Source organism: Klebsiella sp. RHBSTW-00215 (genome assembly GCF_014103785.1).
Lineage (GTDB): Bacteria > Pseudomonadota > Gammaproteobacteria > Enterobacterales > Enterobacteriaceae > Klebsiella.
Genome location: NZ_JABXQS010000001.1, coordinates 5,371,848 through 5,389,601, shown reverse-complemented (window position 1 = coordinate 5,389,601; position 17,754 = coordinate 5,371,848). Strand labels below are relative to the sequence as shown.

Here is a 17,754-nt window from a genome sequence, read left to right as displayed (position 1 = left end):
ACGAATATCCCGCACTGTTTAATTAGTGAGGAATATTAGGTGAGTGATGAGGTTAATGAGGAGAATGTGATGGTCTGTATGATGGGGCGGGAAGAGCCTGTTCCCGCCGTGTCCCGTACTGAGTTGGCTCTGCGTTTAAATACGTTTCTTCAAAAACGTATTTAATTCTCTGACGATACACTCGGGTTCATCGACCAGCGGCATATTGTCCATATCCGCAATGGCGTCTAATTTTTGCGAATTATCAGACTGCAATGCGGAAAATAATGGCGTGAAGTCAGGTTGCTCCGGGCCGCGCTCGGCTACCAGCTCAAAGGTTTTATTGATTGCCGCGTCGTTGGTCAGGGCTGAAACCAGAACTTTGGCAATTTGTTTTCGCGAGATTACGCCATCGTCCGGGGTGCCGGCATGGCGGCGATCGCCCTGTAGCATCAGTAACTTGTGCTCATTCTCATGGTTGTAATCGAACCAGCCCGGTCTGACGATGGTGTAGAGATGACCGCTGGCCCTCAGCAGGCGCTCGGCCCGACGCTTCCAGTCATGCACTTCCGTGCGCTGGTTAAATGAACTGAGCCGCTCGGTGACGCCGATGGTGGTCATCAGCGCAATTCGTACCTGGGTTGATTTAAGCAGCTTCAGGATATTGCGCACGCCGCCGTAGTCTATCGCCCGCGCGCCAATACGTCCCTGACCATCGGAGCCAAGGGTGAAGATGACGGCATCAATATCTTTCACCACATCCGTTAAGGTCTCCGGCATGGAGACATCGCCGTAGACAACCTGCGCGTCGCGGGGGAGCAGTTTGACTTTGCGCCGATTTCTGACCAACGCTATGGGCTGATGGCCCATTTCGATCGCGGTTTCAACGACGTGAAGACCGATACTGCCCGTCGCGCCAGCAAGGAGTATTTTCATGAGTAATCCTGGGTTCAATTCAGAGATAAATAGGTTAAAAACAGGATATCAATTGCCATTATGCAGAGTAACGAGGCTAAAATGATTGCGTCTATGAATCGCCTTCATAAGTTCTGCGTGCGGGCAATCAAGTTAACGAAGGAGCCCACCGATGCTTAAAGAGAACTTCAACGAACTGCAGATCTTTCTGATCGTTGCGAGGGAGCGAAGCTTTACCAAAGCGGCGGGTAAGCTTGGCGTTTCGCAGTCGGCGCTCAGCCACGCCATAAAGGGCCTGGAGGAGCGTTTAGACATCCGTCTTTTGACCCGAACCACCCGTAGCGTCGCACCGACCGAAGCCGGTGAGCGCATTATTGCCTGCCTGGAGCCGCGCATTGCCGATCTGGAACAGGAGCTGGAAGCCGTTATTCAGCTCAATCGCGCGCCATCTGGCAATATTCGGCTCTCGGCAGGCGAGCACTCCGCGCGCAGTCTGGTATGGCCGAAGCTTAAGCCTTTTCTCAAGGAGTATCCGGAAATCAACGTTGAGCTGGTGGCGGATAATGGCTTTGTGAATATTGTGGAGGGGCGTTTTGACGCCGGTATCCGCCTTGGCGAAAGCGTCGATAAAGATATGATCGCCGTGAAAATCGGCCCGGATATGCGCATGGCGCTGGTGGGTTCACCCGGCTATTTCGCGGAACATAAAATTCCCCAAACCCCGCATGAACTACAAAATCATCGCTGTATCAACATGCGCCTGCCGACCGCCGGGGGACTCTATCACTGGGAGTTTGAGCGAGACGGAAAGCCGCTGCGCGTCAGGGTGGAGGGGCAGCTGACGTTCAATCTGCTATCGGAAAGAATTGACGCGGCCCTGTCCGGGTTCGGTATTGCCTGCGTGCCGGAGGATACGATTGAGGGTCTGGTGAAATCAGGAGATCTGATTCAGGTTCTCGATGAGTGGTGCCCCTCTTTTCCGGGATATTACCTTTATTATCCCAGCCGTAAACAGCACCCACCGGCCTTTGCCCTGCTGATTGATGCGCTGCGTTATTCTGAGTAAACGGCCTGCGGCAACCCGCAGACCGAATTTAACCTTAACGCCCGACGCGGGCCATTAAGGCGGCAGGGTAGCGCTCGCCGACGATTTTCACCGTTTCCAGCGCCTGGGTGATTTTACGCAAATCCTCCGCTGAAAGGACGAGTTCAGCAGCGCCCAGATTCTCTTCCAGTCGATGCAGTTTAGTGGTGCCGGGGATCGGCACAATCCACGGTTTTTGCGCCAGCAGCCAGGCCAGCGCAATCTGCGCCGGAGTTACGCCTTTTTCGGCAGCAAGCTCGCCAAGCAGGGTGACCAGTTGTACATTGGCTGCAATAGCCTCGGCGGCAAAACGTGGCACTTTGCTTCTGAAATCATCTTCACCGAACGTGGTACCGGCTTTGATTGCGCCGGTTAAAAAGCCTTTGCCCAGCGGACTGAACGGCACAAAGCCAATCCCCAGCTCTTCCAGTACCGGTAGGATCGCCTGCTCAGGCTCGCGCCACCACATTGAGTATTCGCTTTGCAGCGCGGCAACCGGCTGCACGGCATGGGCGCGGCGAATGGTTTGCACGCCTGCTTCGGAAAGGCCGAAGTGTTTAACCTTGCCTTCGGCAATCAGCTCTTTCACCACGCCGGCGACGTCTTCGATCGGCACGTCGGGGTCAACGCGGTGCTGGTACAGCAGGTCGATGACGTCGGTTTTCAGACGACGCAGCGAGCCTTCGACGGCTTCGCGGATATGCTCCGGGCGGCTGTTTAAAATCTGCTGCTTGTTGTCATCGCCGAAGGTAAAGCCAAATTTAGTGGCGATAACGACTTGGTCGCGGAACGGTTTTAACGCTTCGCCGACCACCTCTTCGTTCAGATACGGACCGTACACTTCGGCGGTATCGAAGAAGGTTACGCCGCGCTCAACGGCGGCACGAATCAGTTCGATGGCCTGACGGGTATCGGTCGCCGGGCCGTAGCCGTGGCTCAGGCCCATACAGCCCAGGCCGAGTGCCGAGACTTCAAGCCCGGACTGACCAAGAAAACGTTTTTGCATTACGTTACATCTCCGTGGGTTTCTGATTAAACGTCCAGCTTACGACCGGCGAGCCATTCCACTCGGGCGGGGTCGCGATGCGAGAAAAAGGCGCTGGTGGCGGTGTCGATGGCGGTAATGTGCAGCATTTCGTTGGCGCTCAGCTCGAAGTCCAGCACGTTGATATTTTCGGCCATGCGCTCTTTACGTACGGTTTTCGCAAGCGAAACGATGCCGCGCTGTAGGATCCAGCGCAGGACGACCTGGCCGACGCTTTTGCCATATTTTTCACCAATGGCGGTTAACTCCGGATGCTGGAACAGACCGTTTTTGCCTTCAGCAAAAGGTGCCCACGCTTCAGGCTGAATGCCGCGGGTCAGCATCCACGGCACGGCGTGGAGCTGCTGATTAAACGGGTTCACCTCAATTTGGTTAACAGCCGGTACCACTTTATTGAAGGCGATCAGGTCAGCGAGGCGATCCGGGTGGAAGTTGCTCACGCCAATAGCGCGAATTTTCCCGGCCTGCTGTAGCTCCTCCATGGCGCGCCATGCACCGTGAACGTCGCCGTAAGGCTGATGAATCAAATAGAGATCGACGTAATCCAACTGCAGGCGATTTATCGAACGCTCAAACTGCGCTTTGGCGCCTTCGTAGCTGGCGTCCTGCATCCACAGTTTGGTGGTGACGAAAAGCTCATCGCGCGCAATGCCGCTCTGCTTGAGCGCATTGCCGACCTGAGTTTCGTTCAGATAGGAGGCGGCGGTATCAATCAGGCGGTAGCCCGTTTCAATCGCCTCGACAACGGCGCGCTCGCACTCTGCGGCATCCGTCATCTGAAAGACGCCAAAGCCCAGCAGGGGCATTTCAATACCGTTGTTCAGTGTTACCGTTTGCATGACGTTATCCTTCCTCTTTTGTGTCAGAGAAGCATAGCGCAGAGTGATTTATTCGATTAGAGGGCGTAATTTTCTAGGGTTAATTAGCAGGATTCATAAATTGGCGAACCCTGCTATTGGGAAACTTAGAGCCTATCCCAGTAGGCGTTATTGGCGCAGACAGTTTGAACACGGACAGCGCGCAAGAACCGGAGCGTACACGTAGTACGTGAGGATTCTGAGCACTGCCCAGGTTCAAAGTGGCAAGCAAAATAGCCCTAATGAGATAGGCTCTTAAGGCAACTGACGGTACTCTTCGTCGGCCACCGGCTCCAGCCATTCGTTGGATGCACCTTCAGCGGGAACCGCCACGGCAAGGTGGGCAAACCAGCTATCGGCGGCCGCGCCGTGCCAGTGTTTGACGCCCGCAGGGATATTGACCACATCCCCGGCGGTCAGCTCACGCGCCGGTTGGTTCCACTCCTGATACCAGCCGCGTCCGCCGGTCACCAGCAGGATTTGTCCGCCCTTATGGTGAATATGCCAGTGGTTACGACAACCTGGCTCAAAGACCACGTTACCGATATTAACCCCTTCCGTGGAGAGCATGCTCAGGTAGCTGGTGCCCTGAAAATACTGCGCATAGGCTTCGTTTTTCTCCCCTTTAGGGAAGATACCGTTACCGTCAAATTGTTCGTTCATGTTGTCTCCGCGTTTTAATTTAAGCGTCCCGACGTTGTCCATCGGGATCCACTGTGTAAAGTGTAGTGAAAGCCTGATTAAATGATAAGATGCTCAAATGTGAATACACTGGTGCAAAAAATTCACCAATTATGAGCAAAGAAAAATTAAACGATTTACAGGCTTTTGTGACGGTGGCCCAGGAGCGTAGTTTTACCCGAGCGGCGGCGGTATTGGGCATCTCGCGTTCGGCGCTGAGCCATACGCTGCTGGGGCTGGAAGAGCGCCTGGGGGTGCGATTATTAATCCGTACCACGCGTAGCGTCTCGCCAACCGATGCCGGAAACCGCTTGCTGGCCGTGCTCGCACCGCGCCTGGATGAGATTGAGACGGAATTGATCTCGCTGCGTGCTTCACGTGACAAGCCTGCCGGAACGGTGCGTATTACCGCCAACGATCATGCCATCGTCACCGTGCTCTGGCCCCGACTTCAGCCTTTATTAAATGAATACCCCGATATCAACATTGAATTCAGCGTCGGCTATGAACTGACCGATATTGCGGCCCAACGCTTTGATGCCGGGGTGCGGATGGGCGATCAGGTTGACAAAGACATGATTGCGGTGCGCATTACCCCCGATGTGCCGATGGCGGTGGTTGCAGCACCCGATTATCTTTCCGGCAGGGCGGCGGTGACGCGCCCTGAAGAGCTGATGGCACATAACTGCATCAATCTGCGGTTGCCCACCCACGGCGCGCTGTATGCCTGGGAGTTTGAAAAGGGCAGTCAAAAAATTAACGTTCGGGTCGATGGGCAAACCGTTTTTAACAATACCTTTTTGATGATTCAGGCTGCGCTGGACGGGGCCGGTATCGCCTATGTGCCCCGCGATTTAGTGGCGAAAGATATCGCCACTAAATCGCTGATACCCTTGCTTGCCGACTGGTGCCCGCATTTTCCGGGGTACTATCTGTATTACCCTGGTCGCCAGCATCTCCCGGCGGCGTTTACGCTGGTGGTTGACGCTTTGCGCTGGCACCGACGGGCTTGATCAGCTGGACAGCGCCTGCTGTAGCGCATGGTCAGCACGCATAGCCGCTTCGCTTTCGCCATTTTCTCGTAGCACCTGCGCCAACTGGCGTAGCTGCTCGGCAGTGAGTCCAACCCGCAGACTGGCCCGCGTGTGCGACAGCAGCTGCGATTCCACGCCCGGCGTGGCGGCGAGTGCGCCAACCGTTGCGAGCTCTCGGCTTTGCCAGTCGAGGTTGTCGCGGGCAAAGATATCGCCAAATAGATGCGTTTGCAGGAACTGATTAATCACCGGGACAAATTCAAAAAGCGGCCCCTGTACCGGTGCGCCTGAGATTTTGGTCTGGTTTGCGGTACCCACGGCGCGCAGCTCCGCGCCGACGGGAATCGGACTGGCTGGCTCTTTTCCTTCGATGTCATTGATGCCGCGTTGTTTACGCGTTTCAACCACCTTCATCAATTCATTCAATCCGTTAAGGCTACGAGGGAAGCCGGTGTAGGCATAGAGCTGGACGAGGATTTCTTTGGTTTCGTTAATCGTGAGCCCGGCATCCAGACCCTGATTTAGCGCTGCGTTCAGCTTGTCCATCTGGCTGCTGGCCATTGATGCGGCGATCAGTGGGATCGCCTGCTGGCGAGCAGATAGCGTAGTGGAGGCGGTTTGTTGGTTCTCTATCGTAGAGGCTCCTTGCGTCGTCGGGGCCGCATTTACCGAAAGGTTACAACCAAAAATCAGCAATGCCGCTGCCGTTAGCGTTTTAATGCGCGTGGTATTGTTCATCCGTCACTTTCTCCATCCATTCAACGTTTTTACCCGCGACCGTACCCGTTACAGCCAGATGCGTCATCGCGCTGCCGGGCGCGGCCCCATGCCAGTGCTTAACCCCTGGCGGGCATACCACGACATCGCCGGGGCGGATGGTTTGCACGGGTTGTCCTTCCTCCTGAGTCAGGCCGACGCCGGAGGTCACGATTAGCCTTTGACCGGCAGGATGGGTGTGCCAGGCAGAACGCGCACCGGGCTCAAAGGTAACGTATGCGCCGGAGGCGCTGATGTCTTTGTCGGCGCTGAACAACGGGTCGACCCGCACGCGTCCGGTGAAGTTTTCAGCGGGGCCTGCCATCGCGCTTTGGCTCCCGGCGGGCGTAATCTGCACCGAGGCGTTTTGCCCCTCGGCCAATGAAGAGAAAGCGATAAACGGTAGTAACAGCGCGAGATAACCTAATTTTCCAATCATGCAGGGCGTCCTTTTATGTCAATGAAGGGGGTACTGCGTTGCGATAATTCTAATGGGCGTTCCATGTCGTCAGGCTGACGGTTGGCTGACATTATTGTCAGTTGGCGGTGCGAGGGCGAAGGTGAGGCCAAAGGTATTGTGGCCCCCTTCGCTGCGCGCAAAAACCTCGCCCCGATGCATAATGGCCACGGCATGAACGATTGAGAGCCCCAGTCCGTGATGGGTATCGCTCTTGGCGCGAGAAGCGTCAACGCGATAAAAACGTTCAAAAAGGCGATGTAAATGGGCAGAGGCGATCGGCTCGCCGGGGTTCGACACCGCAACACAAGCCTGATTTTGACTTTCGCTTAAGCGGACGATAATCGTACTGCATAGTGGCGCGTGCCTTGCGCTGTTTTCCAGCAGATTAGCCAGTGAACGGTGGAACAACCGCCGGTCGATATGGGCGGAGACATCGCCTTCGATCTCCAGCGTGAGCTGTTTTTCAGCGAAGGAGGGTTCCACGTATTCTGCCGTTTTCAGCGTCTCTTCACGTAGCGAGACGCGGCTTAACTGCGCGGCATGAACACCGGCGTGGGCATGTGACAGGAACAGCATGTCGTTAACGATTGACGTCATCCGCTCAAGTTCTTCGAGGTTTGAACCCAGCAGTTCTTCAAGTTCATCATGCGAGCGTCGGCGCGATAGTCCGAGCTGTGTTTGACCAATCAGGTTGGTGAGTGGGGTACGAAGCTCGTGGGCCACGTCGGCGTTAAAGCTTTCAAGTTGCCGCCAGGCAATTTCCTGACGTTCCAGCACACCATTAAATGACCGTGCCAGCTGCTGCAACTCCTCAGGCAGCGCGGTGCTATCGAGCCGCTGACCATGATCGCCCGGTGCCAGATGCTGCGCCTGCTGGCTTAGGGCGCTAACCGGGCGCAGGCCAATTCTGGCGACCATGTATCCCAGCAGCGCGACAATAACCACGCCCAGTGCGGTAATAATCAGCAGCGTGCGCGTGAATGCCTCCAGCGTGCCCATATATGGTGTGGAATCGATGGCGACCACATAGCGTAGCGCCGGTCTTTCACCGTTGGCGGGGATCGTTTTGACCAGTAGAAAAAGCGAACATGCGCCTTGCGAAGCGCCGGGCATTTTATTGAAACCCTCCGTCAGCGAAGACCACTGAACCCCGAAGGGGGGCGCTCCGCCCACGTTAAAATGAGGGTTATCGCTGACTATCCAGTAGCGAACCCGCTCGCCTTCAGAGTTGGCCAGAACGGTAAATTTACTGGCAAGCGTAGACCAGCCGTCGGCGGAGGTGCGCGATACGATCCGCGGGCTCATTAATGATTCGCGAAACAGTAGCTCGTTATGCATCTGTTTTTGCAGTGAGTCATGCAGCGAGCTTCGCAGCAAAATGCCGATGGTCGAGACGATCAGTAGGGCGGACAACGCGAACATCAACGCCAGGTGTACCGAGATGGCGCGCTTAAACATGTTTTTCCATCACTTCTTCAGGCCTGACTTCAAGAACATAGCCCATGCCGCGCACGGTATGCAGCAGCTTGATCCCGAACGGTGCATCAACTTTGGCACGCAGGCGTTTGATGGCGACTTCCACAACGTTCGCGTCGCTGTCGAAATTCATATCCCAGACCTGCTCGGCGATCATCATTTTGGACAGGATCTCTCCCTGGTGACGGGCCAGCAGGCTGAGCAGGGAAAACTCTTTGGCGGTCAGCTCCAGGCGCGTTCCGGCGCGCAATACCCGGCGAGCCAGCAGATCCAGGTGCAGATCGTGTATTTGCAACTGCGTAATATCTGCACCGTCGGCTGAGCGGCGACGCACTAGCGCCTGAATGCGCGCCACCAGTTCAATCAGGGAAAAGGGTTTGGGCAGATAATCATCGGCCCCCAGGCGCAGGCCTTTAACTCGCTCATCGACGGACCCCCGGGCGGATAGCATGAGTACTGGGGTTTGTTTACTGGTGCGAAGGTTTTCCAGTACCCGGTAACCGTCCATGCCCGGCAGCATGACATCAAGGATTATCGCGTCGTAGTCGAACTCCTGCGCGTAGTGCAGGCCTTCGGCTCCATCGGCAGAGACATCGACCGTGAACCCCGATTCGCCCAGCGCGCGCGTCAGGTAGCTTGATGTTTTTTCTTCGTCTTCCACTAACAGCAGGCGCATAGCAATCCTGTCCTTATCCGTTTTTTAAGGGGGCTTCGACATCGGAATAAACCTGTACCGCATCGGGTAGCCTTTGGCCTCTGATGGTTATGGCATCCAGTGAACGGGTGAGCTCGGTCATTTCAGCGTTTGTCAGCTTGATGGCTGCTGCGGCAGTGTTTTGCAGCATATGGTCGCGGTTGGTGGTGCCGGGAATTGGCACAATCCAGGGTTTGCTTGCCAGCAGCCACGCCAGCGCAATTTGGCCCGGCGCGGCATTTTTTCTTAGCGCCCAGCTTTTTAGTAACTCGACGAGCTGGAGATTGTGCGCCAGATTATCCGGAGCAAAACGAGATTCCGTGGCGCGGAAATCGCCGGGAGCAAATCGGGTATTGGCATCTATCCAGCCAGTTAAAAACTGCACGCCCAGCGGGCTCCACGGCACGAAACCAATCCCTAACTCTTTGCATACCGGCAGCGCGCTTTTTTCCGGGCCGCGCCAGAGCATCGAGTATTCGCTTTGGACTGCGGTTACCGGTAATGCCGCGTGGGCGCGTCTTAGCGTATTAACCCCCATTTCCGATAATCCCCAGTGCAGTACCTTTCCTTGATCCATTAGGTCTTTTACGGCGCCCGCGACGTCCTCAATCGGGATCTGTGGATCGACCCGATGCTGATACAGCAGGTCGATGCGATCGGTTCGCAGGCGTTTAAGCATGTTTTCGACGACTTGTTTGATATGCTCCGGGCGACTGTTTAGGCCAGGAAGGCGCTTGCCGGTCTGCTGATCGATGTTCCAGCCAAACTTGGTGGCGATAACAATTTTGTCGCGAAAAGGGGCCACACCTTCGCCGAGGATTTTTTCAACTTCAAACGGACCGTAGGCTTCCGCCGCATCAAATAGCGTGATGCCGCGATCGAAGGCCTGGCGAATGATATTCACCATCTCCGGACGCCAGGGCACGGAAGTGTCGTATTTACGGCTCATGTTCTGTACGCCCAGACCGATAGCGGACACTTCGAGGTTGCCCAGTTTGCGTTTATCCGGTGCGGCAGAATGCAGGTTGCTTTGACCTCCGGCGCTAGCGGTTTTTTCTGTCGCGTAAACGTGAGAGACCAGCGAGGCTGCAGCGACCCCGGCCCCTGCAATCAGCAATTTACGCCGTGCTGGCATAGAAGGGACGTCTGCGTCGTCGGTGAATCGTTGTTTATTGCTCATGAAAGGCTCCTTTTCTCGGTAGTTTGGCCTGCGCTTATTCTGACTCCCGTTTGCCAACATAAAGCTGACCGTTTCCTGACAGCGTTGTCAGAATCCTGTGCAAGATATTTCTGACAAAATTGTTATTCATTCGTCATGATGCTGACAGTTCTCTCTTCCTAATCTGAATACGTTATTTGCCATCGCCAGCCTGGTGAATTCAGGCCATTATTTATTCGGGAGAGATCATGAAAATTACGCTTTTAAATACCGTTTTACTGACGGCCATGATGAGTGTTTCATCGGTGCATGCCGCTGATTACAAACAAAATCCTTTTACTCTGGTGTATGACGGAGCGATAACTGAAAATGTCAAAGGCAAGGTCAACATTCACCCGGTAAAATATGATCTGCACGGCATCCAGATTGCCGCCAATGTATACACCCCGGCCAATTACGATCCGGCTAAAAAATATCCGGCGGTGGTTGTTGCCCATCCTAATGGTGGCGTGAAAGAGCAGGTTGCCGGGTTATATGCTCAGCGCCTGGCGGAGCATGGATATATTACAATTACCGCCGATGCGGCTTATCAGGGAGCCAGCGGCGGTATGCCGCGCAGCGTGGATAAACCAGCCAATCGCATTGAGGATATTCACGGCATGGCTGACTATCTCAGCCAGTATCCCGGCGTTGATACCGCCCGTATTGGCCTACTGGGCATCTGCGGCGGTGGCGGCTATTCGCTAAAAGCGGCGCAGACCGATAAACGTTTTAAAGCGCTGGCGACGCTCAGCATGTTTGACTCCGGGCTGGTGCGCCGCAATGGCTATCAGGATTCACAGATTTCCACTATCCAGGAACGTCTGAAGCAGGCAACCGACGCGCGTACCAAAGAAGTCACTACAGGTGAGGTCGGCTATTCCGGTGATGCTAACCTGACCGATGAACAAATCGCCAAACTCCCATTTGATCTGTATCGCCAGGGCTACGAGTACTACTGGAAAACCCATGCTCATCCGAACTCAACCTTTCGCTATACCACCAGCAGCCTGCTCGATTTAATGCGCTTTGATGCGCAAAGCAATATGGACCTTATCAACCAGCCGCTGCTGATGATGGCCGGTACCAAAGCAGATTCGCTGTATATGACCGAAAGCGCGTTTAAAAAGGCCACCGGTACCGCAAATAAAGAGCTGTTCCTTATCGACGGAGCGACGCATATCGAGACCTACTGGGTGCCGCGTTATGTCGACCAGGCCATGAGCAAGCTCGATAACTTCTTCGATAGCAATATTTAAGTCGTAAGGCCAGCTTCATCAGGAGGTTGGCCGTTTCTCTGCGTTCAGAGTAACGGAGTTGGCGGCTAAAATAATTACGTTCAATAAATAGGCGCTATGAGCATAATTCATTAAACGGAGTTTCGCGGTTTGTATTCAGAATGCGGGCTGTGGGGGAGGGCGTCTGGTTCAATCAGAGAAATGTTTGACGGAGGGGTTGGACAAGGGGGCGAGTTGTTATGACGTTGAAAAACAAAAAGCCTGCTTAGTTTCCTAAGCAGGCTTTTTTAAATTTGGCTCCTCTGACTGGACTCGAACCAGTGACATACGGATTAACAGTCCGCCGTTCTACCGACTGAACTACAGAGGAATCGTGTGAACGAGGCGAATACTACTGGCCTCGTATTTTTGTGTCAACACTAAATTTAACTTGCTGATTCAAATGGTTAAATTTAGTGCAAACCGTTGTTTTAGTGTACTGCTGGGTTATCACCTTCATTCTGTGGGTTATTTTCACGTAATCTCTCCAGCGGGTCCTGGCGATAGAAGTGGCAGAAACGTTGCCAAAGTGCAGGAAAACGCGGGGCAAAGAGCTCAGGGGCACTGAAGAAATATTCAGAGAGCACGGCAAAACATTCGGCAGGATCGGTAGCGGCATAGGCATCAACGCTTGCGGCGCTTTCGCCGACCAGATCGATCTCATCCTGAATATTGTTCATCGCTGCGTGAAGATCGTGCTCCCAACCTGCGACTTCGCGGAGAGGAATGAATGGCACACCACTTGCGCGATCGCCATTGCGGGTATCCAGCTTATGCGCAACTTCGTGGACGATAAGGTTAAAACCGGAGGCGTCGAAGGAGTCCTGGATGTCGAGCCAGTTGAGAACAATGGGGCCTTGCTGCCAGCTTTGCCCGGATTGCACGATTCGTTGGTTATGCACCAGGCCGATATCATCCTCCCATTCATCATCGACGACAAACGGGGCAGGGTAGATGAGCACTTCGTGGAAGCCGTCTAACCATTCGATCCCAATTTCGAGAACCGGCAGGCAAAACAGTAGTGCGATACGGGCGCTATGAAGGGGGGTAAGCTCAAGTCCTTGTAACGCAACGAGACGCTTCTGCTGTAAAAAACGGTTTGCCATTTGTGCAAGTTGCCGCTGCTCCTGCTCGGAGAGATTGGCTAAAACTGGAATGGCAAGCGCCTGTTCCCAGGGGATTTCTGCGTTGCCAGACTCTTCATCTACTTTCCAGGGCCATTTAAACATCATATTGCTCGCAAAGTCGTCACTTGAACTGAATTAAAGAGACAGGAACTATTAAAATGCCAAAGAACCTGGCATTATAGCAACCTCAACAGCGGAGAGATGCCAGAGCGGCTGAATGGACCGGTCTCGAAAACCGGAGTAGGGGCAACTCTACCGGGGGTTCAAATCCCCCTCTCTCCGCCAATTATTAAAATAAATCAATAATTTGCGAAGATTTTTTGATTTTGCCCTGCATAAATCCCTGCATTAAAATTTCTTGCTATCGCTCTGTTTTCTCACCTCTAACGCTGTCATTTTTACCATGTTGCTCCTTGTAGGGCATCCACTTTTATCTTCTTTAGTTCACAAGCTCACACTCTTAAACAACAACTTAGCCCATCTCGCATCTCGGATAACAAAATTGTTGAACTACATGTGTTTCATACGGATACCTGTAAGGGTGTCTAAAGGGAATGGTTTGTTGGGGTATGGATGAAAAGAAGTGAAATCAGGAAAGCGTTGGAAGAATACAGGCTGATGGCCAAAAACACGGAAATCTCAAAAAGTGCGTGGAACTAAAAAGGGTGTGCTTACACGACCAGTGAGAGGGACTCTCAGCTTTCTAAGTTAAAAGCGGCAGGTGAAAATGGAGATGTAGAAGCTCAGTATGCCTTAGGTCTCATGTATTTATATGGAGAAATACTGGATGTTGATTATCAGCAGGCAAAGATTTGGTATGAAAAAGCTGCTGCCCAAAATGATCCGCGTGCGCAGGTCAAAATCGGTGTGATGTATGCAAATGGTCTTGGGGTGAATCAGGATTATCAACTGGCAAAATCCTGATATGACAAAGCTTCGGTTCAAAATGATGTAGACGGGCAATTTTTGCTTGGTGAGATGTATGACGATGGTCTCGGTGTAAGCCAGGATTATTATCAGGCAAGGGCTTGGTATGAAAAGACAGCGGTCCAAAATGATGCTCAGGCACAGTTCGATCTTGGTGTGATGAATGAACGTGGTGAAGGGGGAAATATCAACACAGGGCAAGCGATAACTTGGTTTGGGCTAGCATGCAAGAATGGGCATAAGGACGGTTGTAAACGTCAGGAATATTTGTTGAAAAAGTAAAGAAATATCGGAGTGAGACGTTATTATAAATATAATATTTAATATCCTTTCGGTAGCAATGCCTCTTAATTGGAAAAGAGACATTGCTGTAAATCGACAACTATGGTAAAGATATTTCGTTATTAGTACCCATTAGTATGCTACTCTGTGATGGTAAAAATTCTCCTTTATTTTCATCTCGTCCCTGCAATAATATTTTTGCATCATTTTTATTATAGTCACGAACAGCTTTAGCTGATAATTTACCAATAATGGTGTCAGATGAACGTAGCCGGTTAATAATGAGAACTAACTTTGTGTCATTAAAGTCGGACATCATGTTTTGATCTCCTTCACTATCGCCAGCAACGAATATTGGCCCTGTATTTTTGTAACGTTGTTGTATAAATTTCTTTATGGTTTCGGTTTTACCTTTTCCTTGCGTTTGAGGATAGTACGGATCGAGGCTATGAGTCAATTTACCTTCTTTATCGTATAAGGGATGCATTGCATAGACATGAGATTCAGGAACAGAAAAGCCATATTTATCTATAGTAACGATACTTTTTATAACGTCTAAAGCAGAAGCGGAAATTACATAAACATCAACCCCTGCCTCCTGTAGGTTTTTGTATAATGTCTGCATTTCTGGAAACAGCCTAAATCCATTTTTCCATGTTACTGATACCATACCAGCCCGGCCTGCCATATCTGCTGGGCTTACCCATGTTACCTTTGTGATAGGCTGTTTATTTTGCCACTCAATAGTATCGTCTACTAAATCAGATATTTCTTTTTTGGACATACCAGAAAAAAGATACGTTACCCATGGATAAGATACCTCATGGTCGAATGATCCACCTATTGCATCATATAAATATCTCATTTTTACTATAAAATTCATATAATTAGGATTTGTTTTAATTTCATCAATCGTTTTATTACCCTCAAATCCATTGTAATTATGGTATAGCCATGTGTAGCTATCAACAATATCTTGACCAATGAGATTTATATTAACCGCTTGATTGTTTTTATTATTATAATCAGAGTTAAAGCTAGAGGTCGGTATATCTTTGTAAATTATCTCTTTCAATATCTCAGGTTTCATAGCAAATCTAAGGTTTTCCAGTTGATATATAAGAGTTGCCTCTTCGATATCTAGAAAAGCTGTCGTGTTGTCAAAATCAAAAACAGCATATAAAGAGTGTGCAGGCTTCTGCTTTGCCTCTTGAATTAGTCTATCAATTTTTCTCGAGTTGAACTCGTCCCAATTGCCTATAACTGATTGCTTTTCTTGGGAAACTACGGTTGCTAAATTTTGTGATACTCGATTTGTGTTACCGGCAATGGCTGTGGTTCCATATACTCCAAAAATTACAGATATCAGTGTGTATATTATTGTCATTTTCATGGTTAATTCCTTTTTTAGGGTGCATTATCATCTGTAGCAAAAAGTAAAAACCATCTATATCAAAAATTGGCACCTTTATCATGAATGTGATGGTTATCATATTTTATGCGCCTATAACCTGCAAACCTCCAGGTGCCAGTGCCCAATACAACCTTGGTGTAAGATATGAAAATGGCGGAAGGTTAAGTCAGAATTATCTACAGGTAAATGCTTGGTATGAAAAGGCGGTAGGTGTAAAACGATGCACAGGCACAGTTCGATAGTTGTGTGATGGATGAGCGGGGTGAAGGAGAAAATATCTACACAGATCAATCAAGAACATTGTTTGGATTAGCATGTAAGAATGGGAATAAGGAAGGTTACGATCGTTATGAAAATAATTTAAAGCGTTTAAAATGGTAAGCTATGTTGTCGTGATTTGAATTAATTTTAACTTATAATATATTTTGGTGTTTATTTGATATGAAAAAATATAATGTAAGGAGAGGAGTGATAAATAATATACAAAATATATAAATGGACAAGAACAACCCCCTTGATGAACCTAAATCACCAAAATGTCTGTCCCAGGATTTTTTTGACACTATCCTCTGTGCTGATACTTCTAAAGCGTAATATGCAAACGGGTATGCTAAAGCACCAATGCATCTGTATATTTGTATTTAGCAGGGCGTGGAGTGCGTGCCGATTTGGTTTTAGGATGAGATAAACCAACCGCTGCGAATAGTTCAGCAGGATCAATACCATCTTCTAACAGTTTCTGGCGGAAGGCTTGTAATTTAGCCTGACGTTCTTCTTGTTCTTTACGGACGGTACTTTCTTCCTTACGACAATCTTCAGCGACAGAAGAGAGTTTTTCCAGCATCTCTTCCAGAGTTGCCAAAAACAAAAAAAGCCCGCACGAGGCGGGCTTGAGATTAATTAACAAACTTAGAACTGGTAGGTGATACCTACAGCGAACTGGTCGTCGGTAGACGCGCCAGTAACAGCTGCATCTTCGTCATCCATCAGGTTGAATTTGTATGCAGTGTATACGTTGAAGTTTTTATTGAAGTAGTACCAGGTACCCAGTTCAACGTAGTTCATGATATCAGCATTGGTATCTTGTCTTGGACCCAGATCTTTGCCTTTCGCATAGACATAGCCCAGAGACGGACGCAGACCGAAGTCGAACTGATACTGAACAACGGCTTCAATGTTCTGAGTCTTGTTGGCGAAACCACCTTTTTCCATTGGGGTCATGTTATGGGATTCACCATACATAACTGATGCGTAAACATTGTTTGCATCATATTTGGCAGCCAGATCCCAAACTTCTGCTGTTTCACCTTTACCGTCCGCAGCTTGCTCGTCAATACGGTCAGCGTTGCTATAAGCACCTACTAAGCCGAAGCCGTCGATGTTGTAGTTAACAGAGAAACCGAAACCGTCGCCGTTGGCTTTTTTCGCATCAGTGTCGTTGTTTTTACCCTGATACTGCAGGGCAAAGTTCAGGCCATCAACCATGCCGAAGAAGTCGGTATTACGATAGGTAGCAACGCCGTTGGTACGACCGGTCATGAAGTTGTCGGTGTAGACCAGGCCGTCGCCGCCCCACTCAACCAGCATATCGGTGTAACCCGCTGCGTCATAAACAACGCCGTAGTTACGGCCGTAGTCAAATGAGCCGTATTCAGCGAATTTCAGGCCTGCAAACGCCAGACGAGTATCATCAGCCTGCTGGCCTTCTGGTTTGTCCGCTTTGATGTTGTATTCAAACTGGCCGTAACCGGTCAGTTCGCTGCTAATCTGAGTTTCGCCTTTGACACCAAAACGTGCATAAGAGGTATCGTCAGAGTTGTTGTTGTCGCCATCATGGGTCATGATGTGTTCGCCAACCATTTTGCCGTAGAAATCCAGTTTGTTGCCGTTCTTATTATAGATTTCTGCTGCGTTAGCGGCACCAGCGACTAATAAAGCTGGAACCAGAATTGCCAGTACTTTTCTTTTCATTATATATATTCCCTTTTAATCATAATTAATATGAATGTTGTCATTCCCTCCGGGGAGACTATTTGATACTAGCGATTAAGTTCATTTTTCTTTAAATGAAAGATGTAAGTAAATTATATCTAATATTACAAAATGTTTCTTGGTGATTCTTTATATTTAAAATCAATTAATTCGTTTTAATTTATTTCTTGTGTTTATGTTTTTCAATAACATGAAGTTATGTGTTTTTATAAGCAATTTGTATTACTGATGAAATTTACAATTTAAATGATTTTGTAATTTATATTTTTGTGACTAATGTCCACGGGTAAATTCGTTTTTTGCATGCGCCATTTCAAAATGATGGGGTGATGAGACTTTACGGGGAATAAACTTAGGGTATTAATCTTGTTTAGATGGAATCAGCAGAAAGTGCAGGGAAATTCTCACCTGCTTTCATCAATTTGCATTATTTAAAATAAGATAGAATTCATTGAAAATATATGGCGGCTGGCAGTAGGCCGCATGGAGCGAGACCCAGGCTCAAAGAGGATAGAGAGATCTGCTGTCTGGAAAGCATTTTTATTATATAATGTGA

Annotated in this window: 17 protein-coding genes, 2 tRNA genes and 2 pseudogenes; 7 read left to right on the top strand and 14 right to left on the bottom strand. The window is 50.2% G+C overall.

What is annotated here, in order from left to right:
• Positions 1 to 135: 135 nt before the first annotated feature.
• Positions 136 to 915 (bottom strand): SDR family oxidoreductase, encoded by a 780-nt coding sequence (locus HV127_RS25740; protein ID WP_182239712.1) that lies wholly within the window; start codon positions 913 to 915, stop codon positions 136 to 138.
• 151 nt (positions 916 to 1,066) lie between these two features.
• On the opposite strand from HV127_RS25740, the gene HV127_RS25735 reads away from it, so the two are divergent.
• On the top strand, positions 1,067 to 1,960 hold the full coding sequence (locus HV127_RS25735; RefSeq protein ID WP_182239710.1) for a LysR family transcriptional regulator: 894 nt from the start codon (positions 1,067 to 1,069) through the stop codon (positions 1,958 to 1,960).
• 34 nt (positions 1,961 to 1,994) lie between these two features.
• Here the strand turns inward: HV127_RS25735 and HV127_RS25730 are convergent, their stop codons facing one another.
• From HV127_RS25730 to HV127_RS25720, 3 genes are all read right to left on the bottom strand, one after another.
• The gene (locus HV127_RS25730) at positions 1,995 to 2,984 is read right to left on the bottom strand and encodes an aldo/keto reductase (protein ID WP_182239707.1); all 990 of its coding nucleotides are present in this window, start codon (positions 2,982 to 2,984) and stop codon (positions 1,995 to 1,997) included.
• Positions 2,985 to 3,010: 26 nt separating this feature from the next.
• A complete protein-coding gene (locus HV127_RS25725; protein ID WP_182239705.1) occupies positions 3,011 to 3,862 on the bottom strand; it encodes an aldo/keto reductase in 852 nt (283 codons plus the stop codon).
• Between the two features lie 273 nt (positions 3,863 to 4,135).
• Positions 4,136 to 4,543 carry a cupin domain-containing protein gene (locus tag HV127_RS25720; protein WP_181485734.1) on the bottom strand — a complete coding sequence of 136 codons (408 nt, stop codon included), beginning with the start codon at positions 4,541 to 4,543 and terminating at the stop codon, positions 4,136 to 4,138.
• 128 nt (positions 4,544 to 4,671) lie between these two features.
• Between HV127_RS25720 and HV127_RS25715 the strand changes: the two genes are divergently transcribed.
• Positions 4,672 to 5,574: a LysR family transcriptional regulator gene (locus tag HV127_RS25715; RefSeq protein WP_182240834.1), complete on the top strand. Its 903-nt coding sequence runs from the start codon at positions 4,672 to 4,674 to the stop codon at positions 5,572 to 5,574.
• On the opposite strand, the gene HV127_RS25710 is transcribed toward HV127_RS25715, so the two are convergent.
• From HV127_RS25710 to HV127_RS25690, 5 genes are all read right to left on the bottom strand, one after another.
• Positions 5,575 to 6,333 (bottom strand): carboxymuconolactone decarboxylase family protein, encoded by a 759-nt coding sequence (locus tag HV127_RS25710; protein WP_182239703.1) that lies wholly within the window; start codon positions 6,331 to 6,333, stop codon positions 5,575 to 5,577.
• On the bottom strand, positions 6,311 to 6,790 hold the full coding sequence (locus HV127_RS25705; RefSeq protein ID WP_182239700.1) for a cupin domain-containing protein: 480 nt from the start codon (positions 6,788 to 6,790) through the stop codon (positions 6,311 to 6,313). Before HV127_RS25705 ends, HV127_RS25710 begins: the two co-directional genes overlap by 23 nt.
• A gap of 69 nt (positions 6,791 to 6,859) precedes the next feature.
• Positions 6,860 to 8,269, bottom strand: coding sequence for a heavy metal sensor histidine kinase (locus HV127_RS25700; protein ID WP_182239698.1), 1,410 nt, complete (start codon positions 8,267 to 8,269; stop codon positions 6,860 to 6,862).
• Complete coding sequence (locus HV127_RS25695) at positions 8,262 to 8,963, bottom strand: heavy metal response regulator transcription factor (protein ID WP_181485738.1); 702 nt, start codon at positions 8,961 to 8,963, stop codon at positions 8,262 to 8,264. Before HV127_RS25695 ends, HV127_RS25700 begins: the two co-directional genes overlap by 8 nt.
• A 13-nt stretch (positions 8,964 to 8,976) precedes the next feature.
• The gene (locus HV127_RS25690; RefSeq protein ID WP_228727501.1) at positions 8,977 to 10,161 is read right to left on the bottom strand and encodes an aldo/keto reductase; all 1,185 of its coding nucleotides are present in this window, start codon (positions 10,159 to 10,161) and stop codon (positions 8,977 to 8,979) included.
• Positions 10,162 to 10,388: 227 nt separating this feature from the next.
• Between HV127_RS25690 and HV127_RS25685 the strand changes: the two genes are divergently transcribed.
• The gene (locus HV127_RS25685; protein WP_182239695.1) at positions 10,389 to 11,438 is read left to right on the top strand and encodes an alpha/beta hydrolase; all 1,050 of its coding nucleotides are present in this window, start codon (positions 10,389 to 10,391) and stop codon (positions 11,436 to 11,438) included.
• Positions 11,439 to 11,711: 273 nt separating this feature from the next.
• Here HV127_RS25685 and HV127_RS25680 read toward each other — a convergent pair.
• Together HV127_RS25680 and mtfA are read right to left on the bottom strand one after the other, a co-directional pair.
• Positions 11,712 to 11,787: transfer RNA gene (locus HV127_RS25680), tRNA-Asn, on the bottom strand.
• Positions 11,788 to 11,887: 100 nt separating this feature from the next.
• Complete coding sequence (mtfA, locus tag HV127_RS25675) at positions 11,888 to 12,688, bottom strand: DgsA anti-repressor MtfA (RefSeq protein WP_182239693.1); 801 nt, start codon at positions 12,686 to 12,688, stop codon at positions 11,888 to 11,890.
• Between the two features lie 90 nt (positions 12,689 to 12,778).
• On the opposite strand from mtfA, the gene HV127_RS25670 reads away from it, so the two are divergent.
• From HV127_RS25670 to HV127_RS31845, 4 genes and pseudogenes are all read left to right on the top strand, one after another.
• Positions 12,779 to 12,868 (top strand) — tRNA-Ser (locus tag HV127_RS25670).
• Between the two features lie 465 nt (positions 12,869 to 13,333).
• Positions 13,334 to 13,414 (top strand): annotated as a pseudogene (locus HV127_RS32055) (SEL1-like repeat protein); the annotation flags it as partial.
• Positions 13,394 to 13,507, top strand: a complete 114-nt coding sequence (locus tag HV127_RS31850) for a hypothetical protein (RefSeq protein WP_275944528.1) — start codon at positions 13,394 to 13,396, stop codon at positions 13,505 to 13,507. The pseudogene HV127_RS32055 and the gene HV127_RS31850, both read left to right, overlap by 21 nt.
• A gap of 42 nt (positions 13,508 to 13,549) precedes the next feature.
• Positions 13,550 to 13,792, top strand: coding sequence for a tetratricopeptide repeat protein (locus HV127_RS31845; RefSeq protein WP_249421902.1), 243 nt, complete (start codon positions 13,550 to 13,552; stop codon positions 13,790 to 13,792).
• Positions 13,793 to 13,892: 100 nt separating this feature from the next.
• Here the strand turns inward: HV127_RS31845 and HV127_RS25660 are convergent, their stop codons facing one another.
• The 3 genes and pseudogenes from HV127_RS25660 to HV127_RS25650 all read right to left on the bottom strand — a co-directional run bounded on the left by HV127_RS25660 (position 13,893) and on the right by HV127_RS25650 (position 17,177).
• Positions 13,893 to 15,185, bottom strand: coding sequence for a haloacid dehalogenase-like hydrolase (locus HV127_RS25660; RefSeq protein ID WP_182239691.1), 1,293 nt, complete (start codon positions 15,183 to 15,185; stop codon positions 13,893 to 13,895).
• A gap of 646 nt (positions 15,186 to 15,831) precedes the next feature.
• Positions 15,832 to 16,068, bottom strand: a pseudogene (locus tag HV127_RS25655) (H-NS family nucleoid-associated regulatory protein); the annotation flags it as partial.
• A gap of 47 nt (positions 16,069 to 16,115) precedes the next feature.
• Positions 16,116 to 17,177: a porin gene (locus tag HV127_RS25650; RefSeq protein WP_182239687.1), complete on the bottom strand. Its 1,062-nt coding sequence runs from the start codon at positions 17,175 to 17,177 to the stop codon at positions 16,116 to 16,118.
• Between the last annotated feature and the right edge of the window lie 577 nt (positions 17,178 to 17,754).